The following is a 17,141-nucleotide window of genomic DNA, read 5'->3' on the forward strand; positions in this document are numbered from 1 at the left end:
CGATGACGTCCACCGCTGACACGGCGACCGGTTCGGCTGCGGCCGGGCCGGTCGCCGGCGCGGGGCAGCCACCCGTGGCCGGCCGGGTCCCCGGACCCGGCCGCCCCGGGCGGTCCGGACGACCGCCCCGCCCGCGTCGACGTCCCGTCGGGGCATCGCGTGCACCGCTCGTGCTGCTCGCCCCGGCCGCCGTCATCCTGCTCGCGCTCGTCGTCTACCCGCTCGTCCGGCTCGTCGTCATCTCGTTCCAGGAGTACGGCCTCCGGGCGATCTTCACCGGTCAGGCCGGGTTCGCGGGGTTCACGAACTACACGAACGTCCTGACCGACGCCAGCTTCTGGCCGGTCATCCTGCGCACGATCGTCGTCACCGCGTCGATGGTGCTCGGCACCCTGGTGATCGGCATGGCCGTGTCGCAGCTGCTCACCCGGCTCGGCGTCGTGATGCGCACCGTCGTCAGTGTCGTGCTCGTGCTCGCCTGGGCGATGCCGAACGTGGCGTCCAGCCTGGTCTGGCAGTGGCTGTTCCAGCCGTTCTACGGCGTGCTGAACTGGCTGATCACCTCGGTGCGGGTGTTCGGCGACCACACGCAGGACAACTGGGCGTCGCACCCGGGGCAGGCGTACACGATCGTGCTGACGCTGGTGATCTGGCAGGCGGTGCCCTTCGTCGCACTGACGCTCTACGCGGCGCAGTCGCAGATCGCGCCCGAGTACTACGAGGCCGGGGCGCTCGACGGGGCCTCCACGTGGGCGATGTACCGGTCGATCACGCTGCCGGCCCTCGCCCCGACGCTCCTCCTCGTGACGATCCTCTCGGTGATCTGGGACTTCAACGTCTTCAACCAGATCTGGCTCCTCACCAGGGGCGGCCCCGAGGACGCCACCCTGACGCTCGGCATCTGGACCTTCGTCAAGTCGTTCGTCTCGAACGCCTACGGGCAGGGTGCGGCGATCGCGGTCATCTCGACGGCGATCCTCGGCGTGCTCACCAGCTACTACATCCGCCGGCTCATCCGGAGCGGGGAGGAAGACCTGTGACGACTCCGACTGTGCGGACCCCGGCACCGGCTCCGGTACCGGGTCCGGTGCGTGCTCGCAAGCGCAAGCCGCGCGTGCTCGCCAACACCCTGGCGGTGCTGTTCTGCCTGGTGTGGGTGTTCCCGATCTACTGGATGGTGAACACCGCGTTCAAGCCCGCGGACGAGGTCACCACGATGACCCCGATCTGGTTCCCGCTCCACCCGACGATCGAGAACTTCACCCGGGCGCTCACGCAGAACGACTTCCTGGTCTACCTGCGGAACTCCGCGATCGTCGTCGTGGCCGCCGTGGTGCTGTCGATCGTCGTCGGGTTCCTGGCGTCGGCCGCGCTCTCGCGGTTCCGGTTCAGGGGACGACGGGCGATCCTCGTCGCGATCCTGTTCGTGCAGATGATCCCGTCGGGGGCGCTGCTCATCCCGCTGTTCCTGTCGTTCCAGTCGCTCGGGCTGCTGAACAGCTACATCGGGTTGATCCTGGCGTACGTCGCGAGTGTCCTGCCGTTCTCCATCTGGGTGATGCGCGGGTTCTTCGTCGCGGTGCCGATCGAGATCGAGGAAGCGGCGAAGACCGACGGGGCGGGGACCTTCCGCATCCTGTGGAGCGTGCTGTTCCCGCTCGTGATGCCCGGGGTGATCGCCACGAGCGTCTTCGCGTTCATCGCCGCGTGGAACGACTACCTCACCGCGTACGTGATGCTCAAGGACCAGGGGATGTACACGCTGCCGGTGTGGCTCGCCGGGTTCTCGACGAACAAGGGGACCGACTTCGGCGGGCTGATGGCGGCGAGTGTGCTGTTCAGTCTGCCGGTGGTCGTCTTCTTCCTGATCGTCCAGCGCCGCCTGGTGTCCGGCATGACCGCCGGCGCCGTCAAGGGCTAGCCCCCCGCCGCCCACTCCCGCCGAGATCGCACTTGGTGTCGCCTGCCTTCGGGGAGGACCGACACGAAGTGCGATCTCGGCGTCTTCGGTTGTGTTGGTTCCGGGGCGAAACGGTTGCGATTGTGTGGGATCGCGGCGTATCGTTCTCGAAACCAACGAGAACGAAGGAGTTCGGGCATGTACGCAACGGAGCGCCACGACGCCATCGCCGCACAGCTGCACAGCGCCGGTCGGGTCTCCGTCGCCGACCTCGCCGAGCACTTCGACGTCACCACCGAGACCGTCCGCCGTGACCTCGACCAGCTCGAGTCCGCCGGGGTCCTCCGCCGGGTGCACGGGGGAGCGGTCCCCGTCGGTCGCTCCAGCGTCGTCGAGCTCAGCGTCGCCGAGCGCGAGGGACAGCACGGCACCGCCAAGTCCGCGATCGCCCGAGCCGCGATGCGCCTGGTGCCGCCGACCTTCACCGGGTCGATCGCTCTCGACGCCGGCACCACCTGCGCCGCCGTGGCCACCGAGCTCGCCGCGTGGGAGCCCGCGGAGCCGGGCGCGACGATCACCGTCGTCACGAACTCCGTCCCGATCGCCGCGACGCTGCAGCACAGCGCGCACGTCGAGCTGCACCTGCTCGGCGGACGCGTCCGCGGGGTCACGAGCGCCGCGGTCGGCACCGCCACCGTCGAGCAGATCGGCGCGCTCCGCCCGGACATCGCCTTCATCGGGACGAACGGTCTCTCCGCCGGCTTCGGCCTGAGCACCCCGGACGAGTACGAGGCCGCGGTCAAGGGCGCGTACGTCCTCGCCGCTCGCCGCAGCGTGGTGCTCGCGGACGCCGCCAAGCACGGCGTCGAGGCCCTGATGCGCTTCGCCCGGCTCGACGAGGTCGACACGATCGTCACCGACCAGGAGCCACCGGCCGACCTCGCCGAGGCGCTCGCCGAAGCCGACGTCGAGGTGGTCGTCGCATGAGCGGGCGCATCGTCACCGTCACCCCGAACCCGTCCCTCGACCGCACCATCGAGCTCGCCGGCGAACTGCAGCGCGGCTCGGTCCAGCGCGCCACCCGGTCCACGGCGGAGCCCGGTGGCAAGGGCGTCAACGTCTCACGCGTCGTCGTCGCCAGCGGCGGGGACACCGTCGCGGTGCTGCCCGGGGACGAACTCGACCCGGTGCTGCTCGGCCTCGCGGCTCGTGGCATCCCGACCGCCGCGCTGCCGATCGGCGCCCCGCTCCGCTCGAACGTCACCGTGACCGAGCCGACCGGCACCACCACGAAGCTCAACGAACCGGGCCCGTCGCTCGCCGGACGCCTGGAGGACCTCGCCGCCCTCGTCGCCGACACCGCCGACGTCACGCCCACCGGGCCGCGTGCCCGATGGGTCGTCCTCGCCGGCTCCCTGCCGCCGGGCCTGCCGGACGATGCGCTCGCCGTCCTGGTCCGGGCCGTCCGTGCCCGGCACGGCGCGGACGTGCGGATCGCGGTCGACTCCTCTGGCGTGCCCTTCACGGCGCTGCTGCAGTCCGGAGAGCACCTCGATCTGGTGAAGCCGAACGCCGAGGAGCTCGCCGAGATCGTCGGCGGGGACCCGGACGAGTACGAGCGCGACCACGAACTCGCGGCGGCGGCGGCCGAACGGCTCCGTGACCGCGGCGTCGAGACAGTCCTGCTCACCCTCGGCAGCGCCGGCGCGATCCTGATCGGCCCCGAGGGGTCGTTCTTCGCCGCCGCACCGCGCATCACGGCCCGGTCGACGGTCGGCGCGGGGGACTCCTCCCTCGCCGGCTACCTGCTCGCCGAGGTCGCCGGACGCTCACCCGAGGAACGGCTCGCACAGGCCGTCGCCACCGGAGCCGCCGCGGCCGCACTGCCCGGCAGCGACGTCCCGGCCCTCGACCACACCGACCCGGACGCGGTCACCGTCGTCCGCCTCACCACCGACGAACCCGTCACCGCCACGACCCCCACACCTGAACCCACTGCGTCACTGCAAAGGAGCACACCATGACCGCTGAGCGCACCACGAGTCCGGGACTCATCAGCGTCCCCCTCGTCGGCCTCGACGAGGACCTCGGCGCCACGTCCGCCGACGTGATCCGCGTCCTCGCCGACCGCGTCGCCGCCAGCGGCCGCGCCGCATCGGGCGAGACCCTCGCCGCCGACGCCATCAAGCGCGAGGCGTCGGTCGGCACCGGCGTCCCCGGTGGCATCGCCATCCCGCACGCCCGCTCGGCATCCGTCACGGAGCCCACGCTGGCGATGTCGCGGCTGGCCCGGAAGGTGCCGTTCGGCGCCCCGGACGGCGACGCCGACCTCGTCTTCATGATCGCCGTGCCCGAAGGCGCGGACAAGGACCACCTCACGGTCCTCTCCACACTCGCCCGTGCGCTCATCCGCGACGACTTCACCGCCGCGCTCCGTGCCGCGACCACCCAGCAGGAGATCGTCGACCTGGTCGACCGCGAGGTGACCGGCGAGGTCGCCGACGCCGGTGTGACGGGCGCACCCCGAGCCTCCACCGCGGTGCCCGGACCGGCGGACCCCGCCGCGGACGGCGGACGCAAGGTCATCGTCGGCGTGACCGCCTGCCCGACCGGCATCGCCCACACCTACATGGCGGCCGACGCGCTCGTCGCCGCCGCCCAGCGGGCCGGCGCCGAGATGCACGTCGAGACGCAGGGGTCCTCGCAGGTCGAACCCCTCGACCCCGCGCTCATCGCCCGCGCCGACGCCGTGGTCTTCGCGGTGGACGTCGACGTCCGCGACCGCTCCCGCTTCGCCGGCAAGCCGCTCGTGTCCGGCCCGGTCAAGCGCGGCGTCGACGAACCCGACGCGATGATCGCCGAGGCGCTCCGAGCCGCCGACGACCCGCACGCCGCCCGCGTCTCCGGCACCGTCGGCGACGCGTCCAGCAGCACCGCCAAGGACGAGCACTTCGGCCAGTCGCTCAAGCGCTGGTTGCTCACCGGCGTCAGCTACATGATCCCCTTCGTCGCCGGCGGTGGCCTGCTCATCGCGCTCGGCTTCCTGCTCGCCGGGTACGGCATCGCGCTCCCGCACGGTGACTCCGGCCAGAACAACGCCGTCTACACGCTGACCAACTACACGCTGCTGCACCTGCCGCCCCAGGGTCTGGCGTACTACCTCGGTGCCGCCGCGTTCCAGATCGGCGGCGTCTCCCTCGGCTTCCTGGTCGCGGCGCTCGCCGGGTACATCGCCTATGCGATGGCCGACCGTCCAGGTATCGCACCGGGCTTCGTCGCCGGGTCGATCGCCGTCTTCATGAACGCCGGGTTCCTCGGCGGTCTGGTCGGTGGCCTCATCGCCGGTGCCGCCGCGTACTGGATCGGTCGCATCCCGGTCTGGCGCTGGCTGCGGGGCCTGATGCCCGTCGTGATCATCCCGCTGTTCGCGTCGATCATCGCGTCCGGGCTGCTGCTGCTCGTCCTCGGCGGACCCATCGCCTGGGTGATGACCGAGCTCACCGCGTGGCTGAACTCGCTGTCCGGCGCGTCGGCAGTCCTCCTCGGCATCATCCTCGGCCTGATGATGGCGTTCGACCTCGGCGGACCCGTGAACAAGGTGGCGTACGCGTTCGCCGTCGCCGGGCTCGGAGCCGGGACCGCGACGAACGTGGTGCCGTTCGAGATCATGGCGGCCGTGATGGCTGCGGGCATGGTCCCGCCGCTGGCCCTGGCGCTCGCATCGACCCTGCTCTACCGCAAGGGGTTCACCAAGCCCGAGCGCGAGAACGGCAAGGCCGCGTGGCTGCTCGGCGCGTCCTTCATCTCCGAGGGGGCGATCCCCTTCGCCGCCGCCGACCCGCTCCGCGTGATCCCGGCATCGATGGTCGGGGCCGCGGTCACGGGTGCGATCTCGATGGCGGCCGGCGTGACCTCGCGGGCGCCGCACGGAGGGATCTTCGTGTTCTTCGCGATCGGGGACGTCGGGATGTTCATCGTCGCGATCCTGTCCGGCACCGTGGTCTCCGCGCTGGTGCTCGTCGGGCTGAAGAAGTGGGTGCGCCGCGCGCCGGCCGCCGATGCGGCTCGGGCGGAGGAGGCGGCACTCGCCGGCGACGCCGTCGACCAGCGCACGCCGGTGGCCGCATAGCGCGATCGCGGCTGGGGCCGCGTCGGGGCGCCGCTGCTTCGTCGAGACGCCGCCGTGTGCGCGAGAAGCCGCCGGAATCGGCGGCGTCTCGCACCGCGTGCGGCGTCTCGCACCGCGTGCGGCGCCGCGAGTCGGACGCGACCATGCCACGGACGGGAGGCCCGGTGCCAGCTGGCACCGGGCCTCCCGTCCGTGGTCTGGCTTGGCCGGGCACCGCCGGGTCACCGAGACGCCGCCTTGTGCTCGAGACGCCGCCGGAGTCGGCGGCGTCTCGTGCACAGAGCGGCGTCTCGCGGACCGGGCCGCGTCTCGCTGACCGAGCGGCGTCTCGCGGACAGAGCGGCGTCTCGCGCGGCAGTGCGGCCGGCGCCGTGTCAGGCAGCCAGCAGGACCGGCGCGACGTTCGCGCGCGGCGCGGCGTCGAGGGCCGACGGTGCGAGCGGGGGCACGGAGGCGTGCGAGATCTTCGGGTGCACCGGCCGCCGCTCCGTCTCGCCGCGGCCGATGAGGTCCTCGTGCAGCTTCTCGCCAGGCCGGAGCCCCGAGAACACGATGTCGGAGGACCCGCCCAGCGCGGACACCATCCGGCGCGCGATGTCGAGGATCCGCACCGGCTGCCCCATGTCGAGCACCAGGACTTCCCCCGGTTGCGCGACCGCCGCCGCCTGGATCACGAGGTGGCACGCTTCGGGGATGGACATGAAGTACCGGGTGGCGTCGGGGTGCGTGACGGTCACCGGCCGGCCCGCGCGGATCAGGTCCGCGAAGAGCGGCACCATCGACCCGCGACTGCCGAGGACGTTGCCGAACCGGACGGACACGTACGCGCGGCCCGTCTCGGCCGCGGTCCAGGCGGTGAGCCGTTCCGCCATCCGCTTGGTGGATCCGAGGACGCTCGTCGGGTTCGCGGCCTTGTCCGTGGAGATGTTCACGAGCGTCCCGACGCCCGCTCCGGCCGCGGCGGCGAGGACGTTGCGGGTGCCGAGGACGTTCGTCTTCCAGCCTTCGTCCGGGTACTGCTCGAGCATCGGGAGGTGCTTCAGCGCCGCGGCGTGGAACACCACGTCGGGGCGCCGGTCGAGCATGATGTCCCGGATCGTCGTGGCGTCCCGGATGTCGGCGAGGACGACGTCCCTGGTGTCGAGGAGGCCGTGCCCCGCGACCGACACCTGCACGTGCTGCAGGGCGGTCTCGTCGCGGTCCAGCATGATGATCTCCGCCGGCTCGAAGCGCATGAGCTGCCGGCACAGCTCGCTGCCGATCGAGCCCCCGGCCCCGGTGACGAGCACCGACTGCCCGCGGACGAAGTCGACCGCGAGTTCGAGTTCGTCGTGCCGCGGCCGGTCCCCGAGGAGCGCTTCGATGTCGACGCCGTCGAGGCCGGGGCTGCTGGGGATGGGCATGCCTGCGACCCTACGACATTGATACATCAGATGTCGAGGGCGTCACTCCGCGATGTTGGCCGTCACCGCGTCGATGTAGGCCGCACGTTCCTCCCGCGAGTGCGGACGGCCCGGCACGCCCGGACGCTCCTGCCACGGGAACGGCCCGGTCTCGTGGCGGTACTCGATGCCCATGGCCTCGAGCCGCGCGAGGTGCTCGGCCAGTCGCCCGGAGAAGTCCGCCAGGTCGCGCGGGCCGGTGACGTCCGCGGACCAGAGGGCCTCGGACAGCGCCGCGACGCGCGGGAACAGCTGGTAGTCGAGCTTCCGGACGGAGTCGACGTGCTCGCACCACATGTTGCCCTGGCCGCCGATGACGTGCGCCCGCTCGGCGTCCGTCAGGCCGGCCGGGACCGGGTCGAACCGGAACACGTCGTCCACGGTGAGGACGATCGACACCGGGATCGGCTCGTTCGGCAGGTCGCTCTGCCGGTAGTCGAGGTACACCTGGTCGTCCGGGGAGGAGATCACGTCGTGCCCGCGCTTGGCCGCGGTGGTGGCGCCACGGAGCCCGCGCCAGGAGACGACGGTGGCGGACTCGGAGAGGGTCCCGCCCTCGAGGATCTCGTCCCAGCCGAACGCACGGCGGCCCTGTGACTCGATGTGCGCCGCGAGCTGGCCGATGATCCAGGCCTGGAGCTGTTCCTCGTCGGCGAGGCCGAGCTCGCGCATGCGCGCCTGCGTGCGGGCGTCGCCCTCCCACTGCACCTTCGGGCACTCGTCGCCGCCGACGCCGATGTACGCGGACGGGAAGAGGGTGATGACCTCGTCGAGGACGTCCTTGAAGAAGTCGATCGTGGCGTCCTCGGCGTTCAGGACGTCGTCGGCGATACCCCACTCCGTCCAGACCTCCACGGGCTGGTCCGGGGTGACGCCGAGTTCCGGGTACGCGGCCAGCGCGGCGCGGACGTGCCCCGGGCTCTCGATCTCCGGCACGACCGTGACGAACCGGTCCGCGGCGTAGGCCACGATCTCCCGGATGTCGTCCTGCGTGTAGTAGCCGCCGTGCGGGCGGCCGTCGAAGGCCTGCGGGCGGAGCACCCCGTCGGCGTCGGCGACGTGGGCGCCGACCTGGGACTCGCGTCGCCACGACCCGATCTCGGTGAGGCGCGGGTGCTTCCGGATCTCGATCCGCCAGCCCTGGTCGTCGGTGAGGTGGAAGTGCATCGTGTTGATGCGGTGCGCGGCGAGCTGGTCGATCACGCGGAGGACCTCGGCCTTGGTCCGGAAGTGCCGGACCACGTCGAGCATCACCCCGCGCCACGCGAACGCCGGGGCGTCCGCGATCTCCTGGACGGGCACGGTCCACGGACCCGCGTCGACACGGCCCTTCCGGTACACGTCCGCCGGCAGGAGCTGGAGGAGCGCCTGGACGCCGTAGAAGACCCCGGCGGCGCCCCCGCCGACGATCTCGATCCCGTCGGTCGTGACGGTGAGCCGGAACGACTCCTCGACGGACCCGGCGGGGCCGGCCAGCAGGTCGTCGGCACCGACGCGCAGCGCGATGGTGTCGGACCCTGCGGTCTCGGCGTCGCGCACGGGCAGTCCGGTCGATCCGCGCAGTGTCTGCTGCAGGTACAGTCGGACCGAATCGCTCGCGTCGTCTGCGGCGATGCGGGTCGTCGGGGTGATCTCGAACGAGCCGACACCGGGTGTCGACAGGCGCGGGCGGGGGATGAGCATGTCGGCGTCCACCATTCCTCAATGATCTTTCGTAATGTGGAGGCTATGGCTGTGAGCGAGACCCTGTCAACGATCCCGAGCGGGGTCGTGGGAAGCTCGCCCGGCACGCTCAGGCTGATCAACTCCCGCGCGATCCTCGACGAGCTGTTCCGCGGCGACGGCTCGTCCGCCACCGAGACCTTCACCGTCACCGAGCTGAGCCGACTCGTCGGGCTGTCCCGACCCACCGTCGAGGCGTCGCTGGCGGACCTCGTCGCGGAGGGCTGGGTGCGGGAGGCGGACGCGATCGCGACGCCGAACAAGGCCGGTCGCCGGGCGAAGCGGTTCCGTGCGGACGCGGCCGTCGGGTCCGTGCTCGGGGTGGACCTCGGGCTGCACGGCATCGTCGGCGTGCTCGCCGACCTCCGTGGCGAGCAGATCGCCCGCGTCGACGAGGTCTACCCGAACCTGGCATCGGCAGATCAGGCATGGGCGAGCGTGCAGGACGTCGTGACACGCCTCACCTCGACGCCCGGGGCCGGCGGGCTCCTCGCCGCGACCTTCGGCGTCCCGGCCGTGGTCGACCGGGACGGTTCGATCGACTACACGATCGCGGTGCCGCAGTGGGTCGAGGGCCGCATGCCCGGCCGCATCCAGGACCTCTTCCCGACGGCGATGACCTTCTTCGGCAACGACGCCAAGCTCGCCGCCACCGCGGAGACGATGTGGGGATCGTTCCGCGGGGTCCGGGACGCGCTCTACCTCGTGATGGGCCGCCAGATCGGCGCCGCGTACCTGATCGACGGCGCGCTCGCCCGCGGAGCCCGCGGCGCGGCCGGCGAGGTGGGTGGCCTGGCATCGACGGGCTGGCCCGGCGCACCCGCCCGACTGGAGGCACGGATCCCGTCCGGCGCGGACCTCGAGTCCGTCATGGTGTCGGCCGGGCAGGGCGACGCGGCCGCCGCGGACGTGGTCCGGGCGCTCGCCGCCGACGTCGCGACCGGCGTCGCGCAGCTCGTGGCGACCATCGACCCGGAGGTCGTGGTGGTCGGGGGAGAGGTGACCCCGGCGGCCGAGGTGTTCTGCGCGGCGCTCGCCGAGGCGGTCGGGCCCCAGCTGCGCCACCCCGTCGCGATCGTGCCGTCCACGCTCGGACGGGACGCCGTCGCGCGCGGAGCGCTGGCGCGGTCGCTGACCCATGTGCGCGCGACGCACATGGGCCTCGGCGGCTGATCCCCAGGCCGCTCTGCGCGACCTGTCAGGCCGTTCAGGGACCATGGCGGCATGACGACTGCCCTCGCCGCCGCCGCCACGTCCGTCGCGTCGTCCTCCTCATCCGACGCGGAGATGGGCGGGCTGTCGGGGATGGTCCTCCGGCTCATCGACGCACTCGGCGAGTGGGGCGTCGCGCTGATGCTCTTCGTCGAGACGGTGTTCCCGCCGATCCCGTCCGAGGTGATCCTGCCGCTCGCGGGCTTCCTCGCCGGCGCTGGACGCATGAACCTCGTCCTCGTGCTGGTCCTCGCGACCCTCGGCTCGTACGTCGGGGCGCTCGTGCTCTACTGGCTCGGCCGGGTGATCGGCTTCGAGCGGACCGTTCGGTGGCTCGGCAAGCTGCCGCTCGTCGACGAGGACGACTTCCGGAAGGCGGCCGGCTGGTTCCACCGGCACGGACGCAGCGCGGTGCTCTTCGGGCGCCTCGTGCCGATCGTCCGGAGCCTGATCTCCCTGCCCGCCGGCGCCGACCGGATGAACCTCGTGTCGTTCTCGGTGTTCACGATCATCGGGTCCGGGGTGTGGAACAGCCTGCTCGTCCTCGGCGGAGCGGCCCTCGGCACCCAGTACGAGAAGATCGAGGGCTACACCGAGTGGATCGACCGCGGGATGTACGCGGCGATCGCCGGCGTCGTCATCGTCTTCGTGGTGCGGCGCGTCCGTCGCTCGCGGGCGGAGAAGGCCGACCGCCGGCGGTCCGGCGTCACGCCTTCGTGAGCGCCGACTCCTTGTGTGCGGCCCGCTTGCCGGACTTTTCCGACTCGACGATCCAGTAGGGGTCGTCGTCGGTCGGCTTGAACGTCTGACCGTCGAACTCGAAGTCGCTCGTGCGCTTCTGCACGAGCTTGCCGGTCGTCTTCCCCTGCGAGGTGTTCCAGTGCACCTCGTCGCCCTTCGTCAGCGCCATGAGTCATCCTCTCCGGGTGATGTGGGCAGAGCCTAAACCCCGATACATCCGCATGAACACAGGGATGTACCCCTGGTCACGAAGGCATAACACCCGCGCTTTCAGCCTCGCGAACGCGTACCGTACTGGATGAGCCACCACGCGAGCAACCATCGCCTCCTCCTGGCTCCCGACGGAACGACACGCACGATGACCCTGGTCGACAACCAACGGACCGAGACGGTGCTCTCCGGTCGGTACCGGCTGTCCCGGCTCATCGGCACCGGGGGGATGGGCTCGGTCTACGAAGCCCGCGACGAGCACACCTACCGGCTCGTCGCCGTGAAGCTCTTCGCGACACCGCAGGCCATGACGACGGCCGACCGGGTGCGCCAGGAACGCGAGATCCGGCTGCTCAGCATGCTCTCGCACCCCGGCCTGATCCCGCTCTACGACGCCGGCACGCACGAGTTCTCCGACGGACCGCACCGGTACATCGTGATGGAGCTCATTGCCGACACGACCCTGCTCCGCCGCCTGGCCGAGGGGGCTCTCCACAACTACGAGGCCGCTGACCTCGGCGCGCAGCTCGCCGACGCGCTCGCGTACGTGCACTCCCGCGGGATCGTGCACCGGGACGTGAAGCCGGCGAACATCCTGATCAGCGACCACGGGTCCTCCGGGTTCGCCCGCACCGTGAAGCTGACGGACTTCGGGGTCGCGCACTTCGTCGACGGCTCCCGGCTCACCAACGACGGCACGATCATCGGCACCGCCGCCTACCTCAGCCCCGAGCAGGTCGCCGGGGAGCCGATCAGCTACGCGACCGACGTCTACTCCCTCGGTCTGGTCCTGCTCGAGGCGCTGACGGGCAAGCAGGAGTACTCCGGCACGCTCGTCGAAGCAGCGCTCGCCCGACTCCGCCGGAGCCCGGAGATCCCGGACGCCGTCGGCCCGGACTGGCGAGACCTGCTCCTCCGGATGACCGACCGCGACCCGGCACGACGACCCACCGCGGTGGCCGTCGCCCGTGCGCTCCGCGGGGGATCCACCCAGGTCACCGGCCCGGTCCCGCTCGGCCCGCAGCGGGTCGCGCACAAGCGCGACCACCGCATGCACCGGGCGGCGCACCGGCACGCCAAGCGCGGCACGTTCGTGGCCGTCCGGCGGTGGCGGCGACGGAACATCCTCACCGGGTCGTTCGCCGCGGCAGGCGTGCTGCTCGCCTGTGCCCTCAGCTACGTCGCCGGCACCCTGCACTGATCGCGCCGAGCGAACCCGACCGCCGGTCCCGTCGGGCAGGATGGAACGCATGAGCACCGACCAGCGCTGGATCAAGATCTGCGGACTCTCGACGCCGGACACCGTCGACGCCGCCATCGACGCGGGCGCCGACGCGGTCGGGTTCGTCTTCGCCGCGGGGAGCCCCCGGACCGTGACGGCCGACCTCGCGAAGGAACTCGTCGAGCGGGTCCCGGACGGCATCGACGCGGTCGGGGTGTTCCGCGACCAGGAGATCGACGAGATCGTCGGCATCGCCTCCGCGGTGGGGCTCACCACGCTCCAGCTCCACGGTGGCGAGTCGGCGCCCGACTTCGCCCGCGCCCGTGACGCCGGGTTCTTCACGATCCGTGCCGTCGCCGCCGAGGACTACCTCCGCGAGACCCCGGAGCAGCGCGGGTCCTACGACCACGACCTGCTGCTCCTCGACGCCGCCGTCCCCGGCAGCGGCCGACTGATCGACCCGTCCGTCATCGCCGACGGCATCGACGAAGCCTGGATCCTCGCGGGCGGACTCACCCCCGCGAACGTCGTCGCCGCGGTCGAGAGCCTCGACCCGGACGGGGTCGACGTGTCGAGCGGTGTCGAGTCCGAGCGCGGCGTCAAGGACGCCGCGAAGATCCGGGCGTTCGTGGAAGCGGTCCGCAGCATCGGCTGACGGAGCCGCACCGGGCCTCCCGGCGGGGTGCGAACCGGCCGTCAGGCGGACGTGCGCCCGAGCGTCGGGATCAGCTCCGTGAGGAACGCGTCGGTGTCCTCCCAGCCCTCGACCGCGTGGCAGGGGACGCCGAGGGCCTTCACCGGGTAGTCGTTGCCCTCGGGGTCGAGCCGGTCGCCGACGAAGAGCATGTCGTCGAGCGCGATGCCGGTCAGCTCCGCGAGACGCTGCATGCCGTACGCCTTGTCGATGCCCTTGCGGGTGATGTCGACGCTCGTCGAGCCGCCGGAGCGCACCTCGAGGTCGGGGAGCTCCGCCTGGGCGCGACGACGGAGGTCGTCCTTCTTCGCACCCGTCGGGTCCCACGCCTTCTTGACGTCGACCGGCGCCGCCTGGCCGAGCGCGGAGAACGTGATCTGCGAGCCGCGGTCCTCGAGGATCGCGCCCCAGGTCTCCGACTCCCAGTAGCCGGCGTCCTTCGCTTGCGCCTCGACGACGGCGAGGGCGCGGGCCTTCTGGTCTTCGGTGAGGTCCTCGGCGTACTGCAGTGCCCAGTCGTCGCCCGCCCAGCGGTAGTAGCGCGTGCCGCAGGTCGGCAGCAGGTGCAGGTCGTCGAGGGTGAGCCCCTCGCGGTGCCGGAGCGGCGTGACGAGCTGCGTCTCGAACTGCTCGAAGTTGCCGCCGGAGATGACCGCGACCGGGACGACCTCGAGCAGGGCGGCGAAGGTCTCGAGCATGCGGGGATCGAGCGAGGACTTCGACGGGGCGAGCGTGTCGTCCAGATCGAAGGCGACGAGGCGAGGTGCGGTCATGTCCCCGATTCTGTCAGGCGGCTGCTCGGAGACTCCAACCAGCCGCATGGCTTCACGCGATGTGTGCGGGAACCCGGTCGCGTGCGTACGTGATGTCGGTGTAGCCGTGCGGCGCGGGGTTGCCGTCGGCGTCGAGGTTCACGAACACGACCTCGTCGATCGTCAGGATGCTCCGGTGCGTGAAGAGGTTGCGCGCCTCGGCACGCATCGTCAGGGACGTGCGGCCGAAGCGCGTCGCGACGAGGCCGATCTCGACGATGTCGCCCTGCTTCGCGGAGGAGACGAACTCGATCTCCGACATGTACTTCGTGACGACCTTGCCGTTGCCGAGCTGGATGATCGCGTAGACGGCGGCTTCCTCGTCGATCCAGCGGAGCAGGCTGCCACCGAACAGGGTGCCGTTGGCGTTGAGGTCCTCGGGGCGCACCCACTTGCGGGTGTAGAAGTTCATCTCGGGTTCGTCGTGCTGCTCCATGTCACGACATTCTACGCGAGCTACTCCTTGACGAGCACGACCTCGTCGAGGGGGATGCGGGTGCGCGGTGCGACCTCGCGCTCGGCGGCCTTCTCGTCGAGCTGCGACGGGTCGGCGACCGTGCCGATGGCGGTCACCGTGAAGGGGACGAAACGCTCCGGCAGACCGAACGCGGCGGCGAGGCCGGCGGCGTCGATGCCCGCCATCTGGTGCACGTGGAGGCCCTCGGCGTGCGCCTGGACGGTCAGCGCGGCGATCGCCTGGCCGAGGTCGTACTCGGCGAAGCGGCGGACGTCGCCCTCTTCGGACTGCGTCTCGAGGACACCGACGACGAGTGCGCTCGCGCGGAAGGCCCAGCCGGCGTTGAAGCCGATGAGGTTCTCGTTGATCTTGCGGAAGGTCTCGGTGCCACGGCGGCCGGCGATGAAGCGGCGCGGCTGGAAGTTGTTCGCGGACGCGGCCCAGCGAGCCGCTTCGAGGACGGCGTCGAGCTGGTCGTCGGAGACCGTCGCGGTCTCGTCGTAGGAGCGCGGGCTCCAGCGCTCCTCGAGCAGGGGGACGAGGGGCTGGCTCGAGTCGGTCGAACGGGTGAGCGTCGTGGCGTTGGTCATGATGCCGTCAACGCTATTCGATGCGTACGCATTTCCGTCCTGAACGACGTCACATGTCGCCGACGTTGCGGCACGCCCGCCGCGCCGGCTCGCGCGTCTGCCAGGATGGACCCGATGGGTGGCGTACTGATCGGCTTCGCGATCATCGGCGCGATCATCGCGACCGGGTACGTCGTCGGCCGCGTCGGGCTCCTCGGGCCGCACGCCCAGTTCGTGATGAGCCGGCTCGCGTTCTTCGTGCTGATGCCGTGCCTGCTGTTCCACACCATCGCCACGGCCGACATCGCCTCGCTGGTGTCGCCGATGCTGTGGGTCTCCCTGCTCAGCGCCGTCCTGGTCGCCGTCGGCACCGCGCTCGTGTTCGGGCTCGTGCTGCGGCGCTCGATCACGGTGACGACCGTCGGGGCACTGGCCGCCAGCTACGTCAACGCCAACAACATCGGCCTGCCGGTCGCCGTGTACGTGCTCGGCCAGGCCACCGCGGTCGTGCCGGTCATCCTGCTGCAGCTCGTCGTGATGGCACCGATCGCGTTGACGATCCTCGACGCCGCGACGGCATCAGGAGGCGGATGGCGGCGCCGGGTGCTCGGACTGGTGACGAACCCGCTCATCATCGCGTCGCTGCTGGGGCTGCTGTTCTCCGCGCTGCACGTGCAGCTGCCGGATCCGGTGCTGCAACCGTTCGCACTGGTGGGGGCCGCGGCCGTCCCGGTCGTGCTGCTGTCCTTCGGGATGAGCCTGCACGGGGCGGCGCCGCTGAAGGACCCGGCGATCCGGACCGACGTCATCGTGGCGTCCTCGATCAAGCTCGTGGTGATGCCGGCGGTGGCGTTCGTGCTGGCGCGGTTCGTGTTCGGGCTCGACGGGCAGCAGGTGTTCGTGCTGACGACGCTCGGGGCGTTGCCGGCGGCGCAGAACGTGTTCAACTACGCCCAGCGGTACGACGCGGCGGTGCCCGTGGCCCGCGACGTCGTGCTCATCTCGACGCTCGGCGCGGTGCCGGTGCTCGTCGCGATCGCGGCGCTGCTGCACCCGTAGCGATGAGCGGGGTGTCGTGACCCCACATCGGACGGGAGGCTCGGTGCGGGGCCGCCACGAGCCTCCCGTCCGGTGTCGCGACCGGTCCGCGCGCGCCCGCGGCTCAGAAGATCATCGGGCGGTCGTCGTCGAGCGAGGTCTCGAGGTCGAGGTCCACCGCCACCGGGACGTGGTCGCTCGGGGCGTCGCCCTTCCGCTCGTCGCGGTGGATCGTCGCCCCGGTCACCACGTCCGCGAAGGCCTGCGACCCCATCACGAAGTCGATGCGCATGCCCTCGCCCCGCGGGAACCGGAGCTGCTTGTAGTCCCAGTACGTGTACCCGGTCGGTACCAGCGGCCGGACGACGTCGTGCAGCCCGCGCTCCTCGAACGCCCGGAACGCGGCGCGCTCCGGCTCGCTGACGTGGGTGGCACCCTCGAAGACGCGCATGTCCCAGACGTCCTCGTCGAGGGGCGCGACGTTCCAGTCGCCCATCAACGCGAGCTTCAGCGACGGGTCCTCCGCGAGCCACTCGGTGGTGCGGTCCGCCAGCTGCGCGAGCCAGTCGAGCTTGTACGTGTAGTGCGGGTCCCCGACCTCACGGCCGTTGGGGACGTAGAGGCTCCAGAGCCGCACGTCGTCGACGGTGACGCCGATGGCGCGGGCCTCGACGGGGAGCTCCGGGCCCTCGTGCCCCTTGAGGAACCCGGGCTGGCCGGGGAAGTCGCGCGTGACGTCGTCCATCGGGAGCCGGCTGGCGAACGCGACGCCGTTCCACTGGTTCAGGCCGTGCGCCTCGACGTGGTAGCCGGCTGCCTCGAAGGCCTCCACCGGGAACTGCTCCGGCTTGCACTTGATCTCCTGCATGCCGAGGACGTCGACGTCTTCCCGGACGAGCCAGTCGACGACCCGACCGACTCGGGTGCGGACGGAGTTGACGTTCCATGTCGCGACGCGCATGGGATCGAACCTACCGGTCGGGGCTCCGGACG

General features: G+C 71.3%; 17 protein-coding genes. 10 read left to right on the top strand and 7 right to left on the bottom strand.

Translation table 11 applies throughout. The features are described 5' to 3' along the window. Positions 1 to 2 precede the first annotated feature (2 nt). From EDF24_RS05305 to EDF24_RS05325, 5 genes are all read left to right on the top strand, one after another. Complete coding sequence (locus EDF24_RS05305) at positions 3 to 1,040, top strand: carbohydrate ABC transporter permease (protein WP_123701336.1); 1,038 nt, start codon at positions 3 to 5, stop codon at positions 1,038 to 1,040. Then, complete coding sequence (locus EDF24_RS05310; RefSeq protein WP_221181339.1) at positions 1,037 to 1,921, top strand: carbohydrate ABC transporter permease; 885 nt, start codon at positions 1,037 to 1,039, stop codon at positions 1,919 to 1,921. Before EDF24_RS05305 ends, EDF24_RS05310 begins: the two co-directional genes overlap by 4 nt. 177 nt (positions 1,922 to 2,098) lie before the next feature. Then, the gene (locus EDF24_RS05315) at positions 2,099 to 2,887 is read left to right on the top strand and encodes a DeoR/GlpR family DNA-binding transcription regulator (RefSeq protein ID WP_123654519.1); all 789 of its coding nucleotides are present in this window, start codon (positions 2,099 to 2,101) and stop codon (positions 2,885 to 2,887) included. Continuing rightward, positions 2,884 to 3,924: a 1-phosphofructokinase family hexose kinase gene (locus EDF24_RS05320; protein ID WP_123701337.1), complete on the top strand. Its 1,041-nt coding sequence runs from the start codon at positions 2,884 to 2,886 to the stop codon at positions 3,922 to 3,924. Before EDF24_RS05315 ends, EDF24_RS05320 begins: the two co-directional genes overlap by 4 nt. Then, positions 3,921 to 6,029 (top strand): fructose-specific PTS transporter subunit EIIC, encoded by a 2,109-nt coding sequence (locus EDF24_RS05325; RefSeq protein ID WP_123701338.1) that lies wholly within the window; start codon positions 3,921 to 3,923, stop codon positions 6,027 to 6,029. Before EDF24_RS05320 ends, EDF24_RS05325 begins: the two co-directional genes overlap by 4 nt. 374 nt (positions 6,030 to 6,403) lie before the next feature. On the opposite strand, the gene EDF24_RS05330 is transcribed toward EDF24_RS05325, so the two are convergent. Both EDF24_RS05330 and EDF24_RS05335 read right to left on the bottom strand, forming a co-directional pair. Further along, entirely contained in the window at positions 6,404 to 7,432 is a 1,029-nt protein-coding gene (locus EDF24_RS05330) for a UDP-N-acetylglucosamine 4,6-dehydratase family protein (RefSeq protein WP_395867419.1), read from the bottom strand. Positions 7,433 to 7,474: 42 nt separating this feature from the next. Next, positions 7,475 to 9,169, bottom strand: coding sequence for a beta-N-acetylhexosaminidase (locus EDF24_RS05335; protein ID WP_123701340.1), 1,695 nt, complete (start codon positions 9,167 to 9,169; stop codon positions 7,475 to 7,477). Positions 9,170 to 9,205: 36 nt separating this feature from the next. Between EDF24_RS05335 and EDF24_RS05340 the strand changes: the two genes are divergently transcribed. Beyond that, complete coding sequence (locus tag EDF24_RS05340) at positions 9,206 to 10,366, top strand: ROK family transcriptional regulator (protein WP_185021563.1); 1,161 nt, start codon at positions 9,206 to 9,208, stop codon at positions 10,364 to 10,366. Between the two features lie 51 nt (positions 10,367 to 10,417). Beyond that, positions 10,418 to 11,125 (top strand): DedA family protein, encoded by a 708-nt coding sequence (locus tag EDF24_RS05345; RefSeq protein WP_123701342.1) that lies wholly within the window; start codon positions 10,418 to 10,420, stop codon positions 11,123 to 11,125. On the opposite strand, the gene EDF24_RS05350 is transcribed toward EDF24_RS05345, so the two are convergent. After that, a complete protein-coding gene (locus EDF24_RS05350) occupies positions 11,112 to 11,315 on the bottom strand; it encodes a DUF2945 domain-containing protein (RefSeq protein ID WP_123654508.1) in 204 nt (67 codons plus the stop codon). The two genes, EDF24_RS05345 and EDF24_RS05350, sit on opposite strands and share 14 nt — an antisense overlap. A 189-nt stretch (positions 11,316 to 11,504) precedes the next feature. Here EDF24_RS05350 and EDF24_RS05355 point away from each other — a divergent pair, with 189 nt between their 5' ends. Together EDF24_RS05355 and EDF24_RS05360 are read left to right on the top strand one after the other, a co-directional pair. Continuing rightward, positions 11,505 to 12,557, top strand: a complete 1,053-nt coding sequence (locus EDF24_RS05355; RefSeq protein ID WP_185017255.1) for a serine/threonine-protein kinase — start codon at positions 11,505 to 11,507, stop codon at positions 12,555 to 12,557. Positions 12,558 to 12,606: 49 nt separating this feature from the next. Beyond that, complete coding sequence (locus EDF24_RS05360) at positions 12,607 to 13,233, top strand: phosphoribosylanthranilate isomerase (protein WP_123701343.1); 627 nt, start codon at positions 12,607 to 12,609, stop codon at positions 13,231 to 13,233. Positions 13,234 to 13,274: 41 nt separating this feature from the next. On the opposite strand, the gene EDF24_RS05365 is transcribed toward EDF24_RS05360, so the two are convergent. From EDF24_RS05365 to EDF24_RS05375, 3 genes are read right to left on the bottom strand one after another with little or no spacing between them, the layout of a single operon-like run. Next, positions 13,275 to 14,045, bottom strand: coding sequence for an HAD-IIB family hydrolase (locus EDF24_RS05365; RefSeq protein WP_123701344.1), 771 nt, complete (start codon positions 14,043 to 14,045; stop codon positions 13,275 to 13,277). 52 nt (positions 14,046 to 14,097) lie between these two features. After that, a complete protein-coding gene (locus tag EDF24_RS05370) occupies positions 14,098 to 14,520 on the bottom strand; it encodes an acyl-CoA thioesterase (RefSeq protein ID WP_123654501.1) in 423 nt (140 codons plus the stop codon). A 20-nt stretch (positions 14,521 to 14,540) separates the two neighbouring features. Next, positions 14,541 to 15,131, bottom strand: coding sequence for a nitroreductase family protein (locus EDF24_RS05375; protein ID WP_123654498.1), 591 nt, complete (start codon positions 15,129 to 15,131; stop codon positions 14,541 to 14,543). A 114-nt stretch (positions 15,132 to 15,245) separates the two neighbouring features. On the opposite strand from EDF24_RS05375, the gene EDF24_RS05380 reads away from it, so the two are divergent. Further along, the gene (locus EDF24_RS05380; protein WP_123701345.1) at positions 15,246 to 16,169 is read left to right on the top strand and encodes an AEC family transporter; all 924 of its coding nucleotides are present in this window, start codon (positions 15,246 to 15,248) and stop codon (positions 16,167 to 16,169) included. A gap of 103 nt (positions 16,170 to 16,272) precedes the next feature. Here EDF24_RS05380 and EDF24_RS05385 read toward each other — a convergent pair whose 3' ends face one another. Continuing rightward, positions 16,273 to 17,109, bottom strand: coding sequence for an exodeoxyribonuclease III (locus EDF24_RS05385; RefSeq protein WP_123701346.1), 837 nt, complete (start codon positions 17,107 to 17,109; stop codon positions 16,273 to 16,275). Positions 17,110 to 17,141: the final 32 nt, after the last annotated feature.

It is taken from the genome of Curtobacterium sp. PhB130 (assembly GCF_003755165.1).
Taxonomy (GTDB): Bacteria; Actinomycetota; Actinomycetes; order Actinomycetales; family Microbacteriaceae; genus Curtobacterium.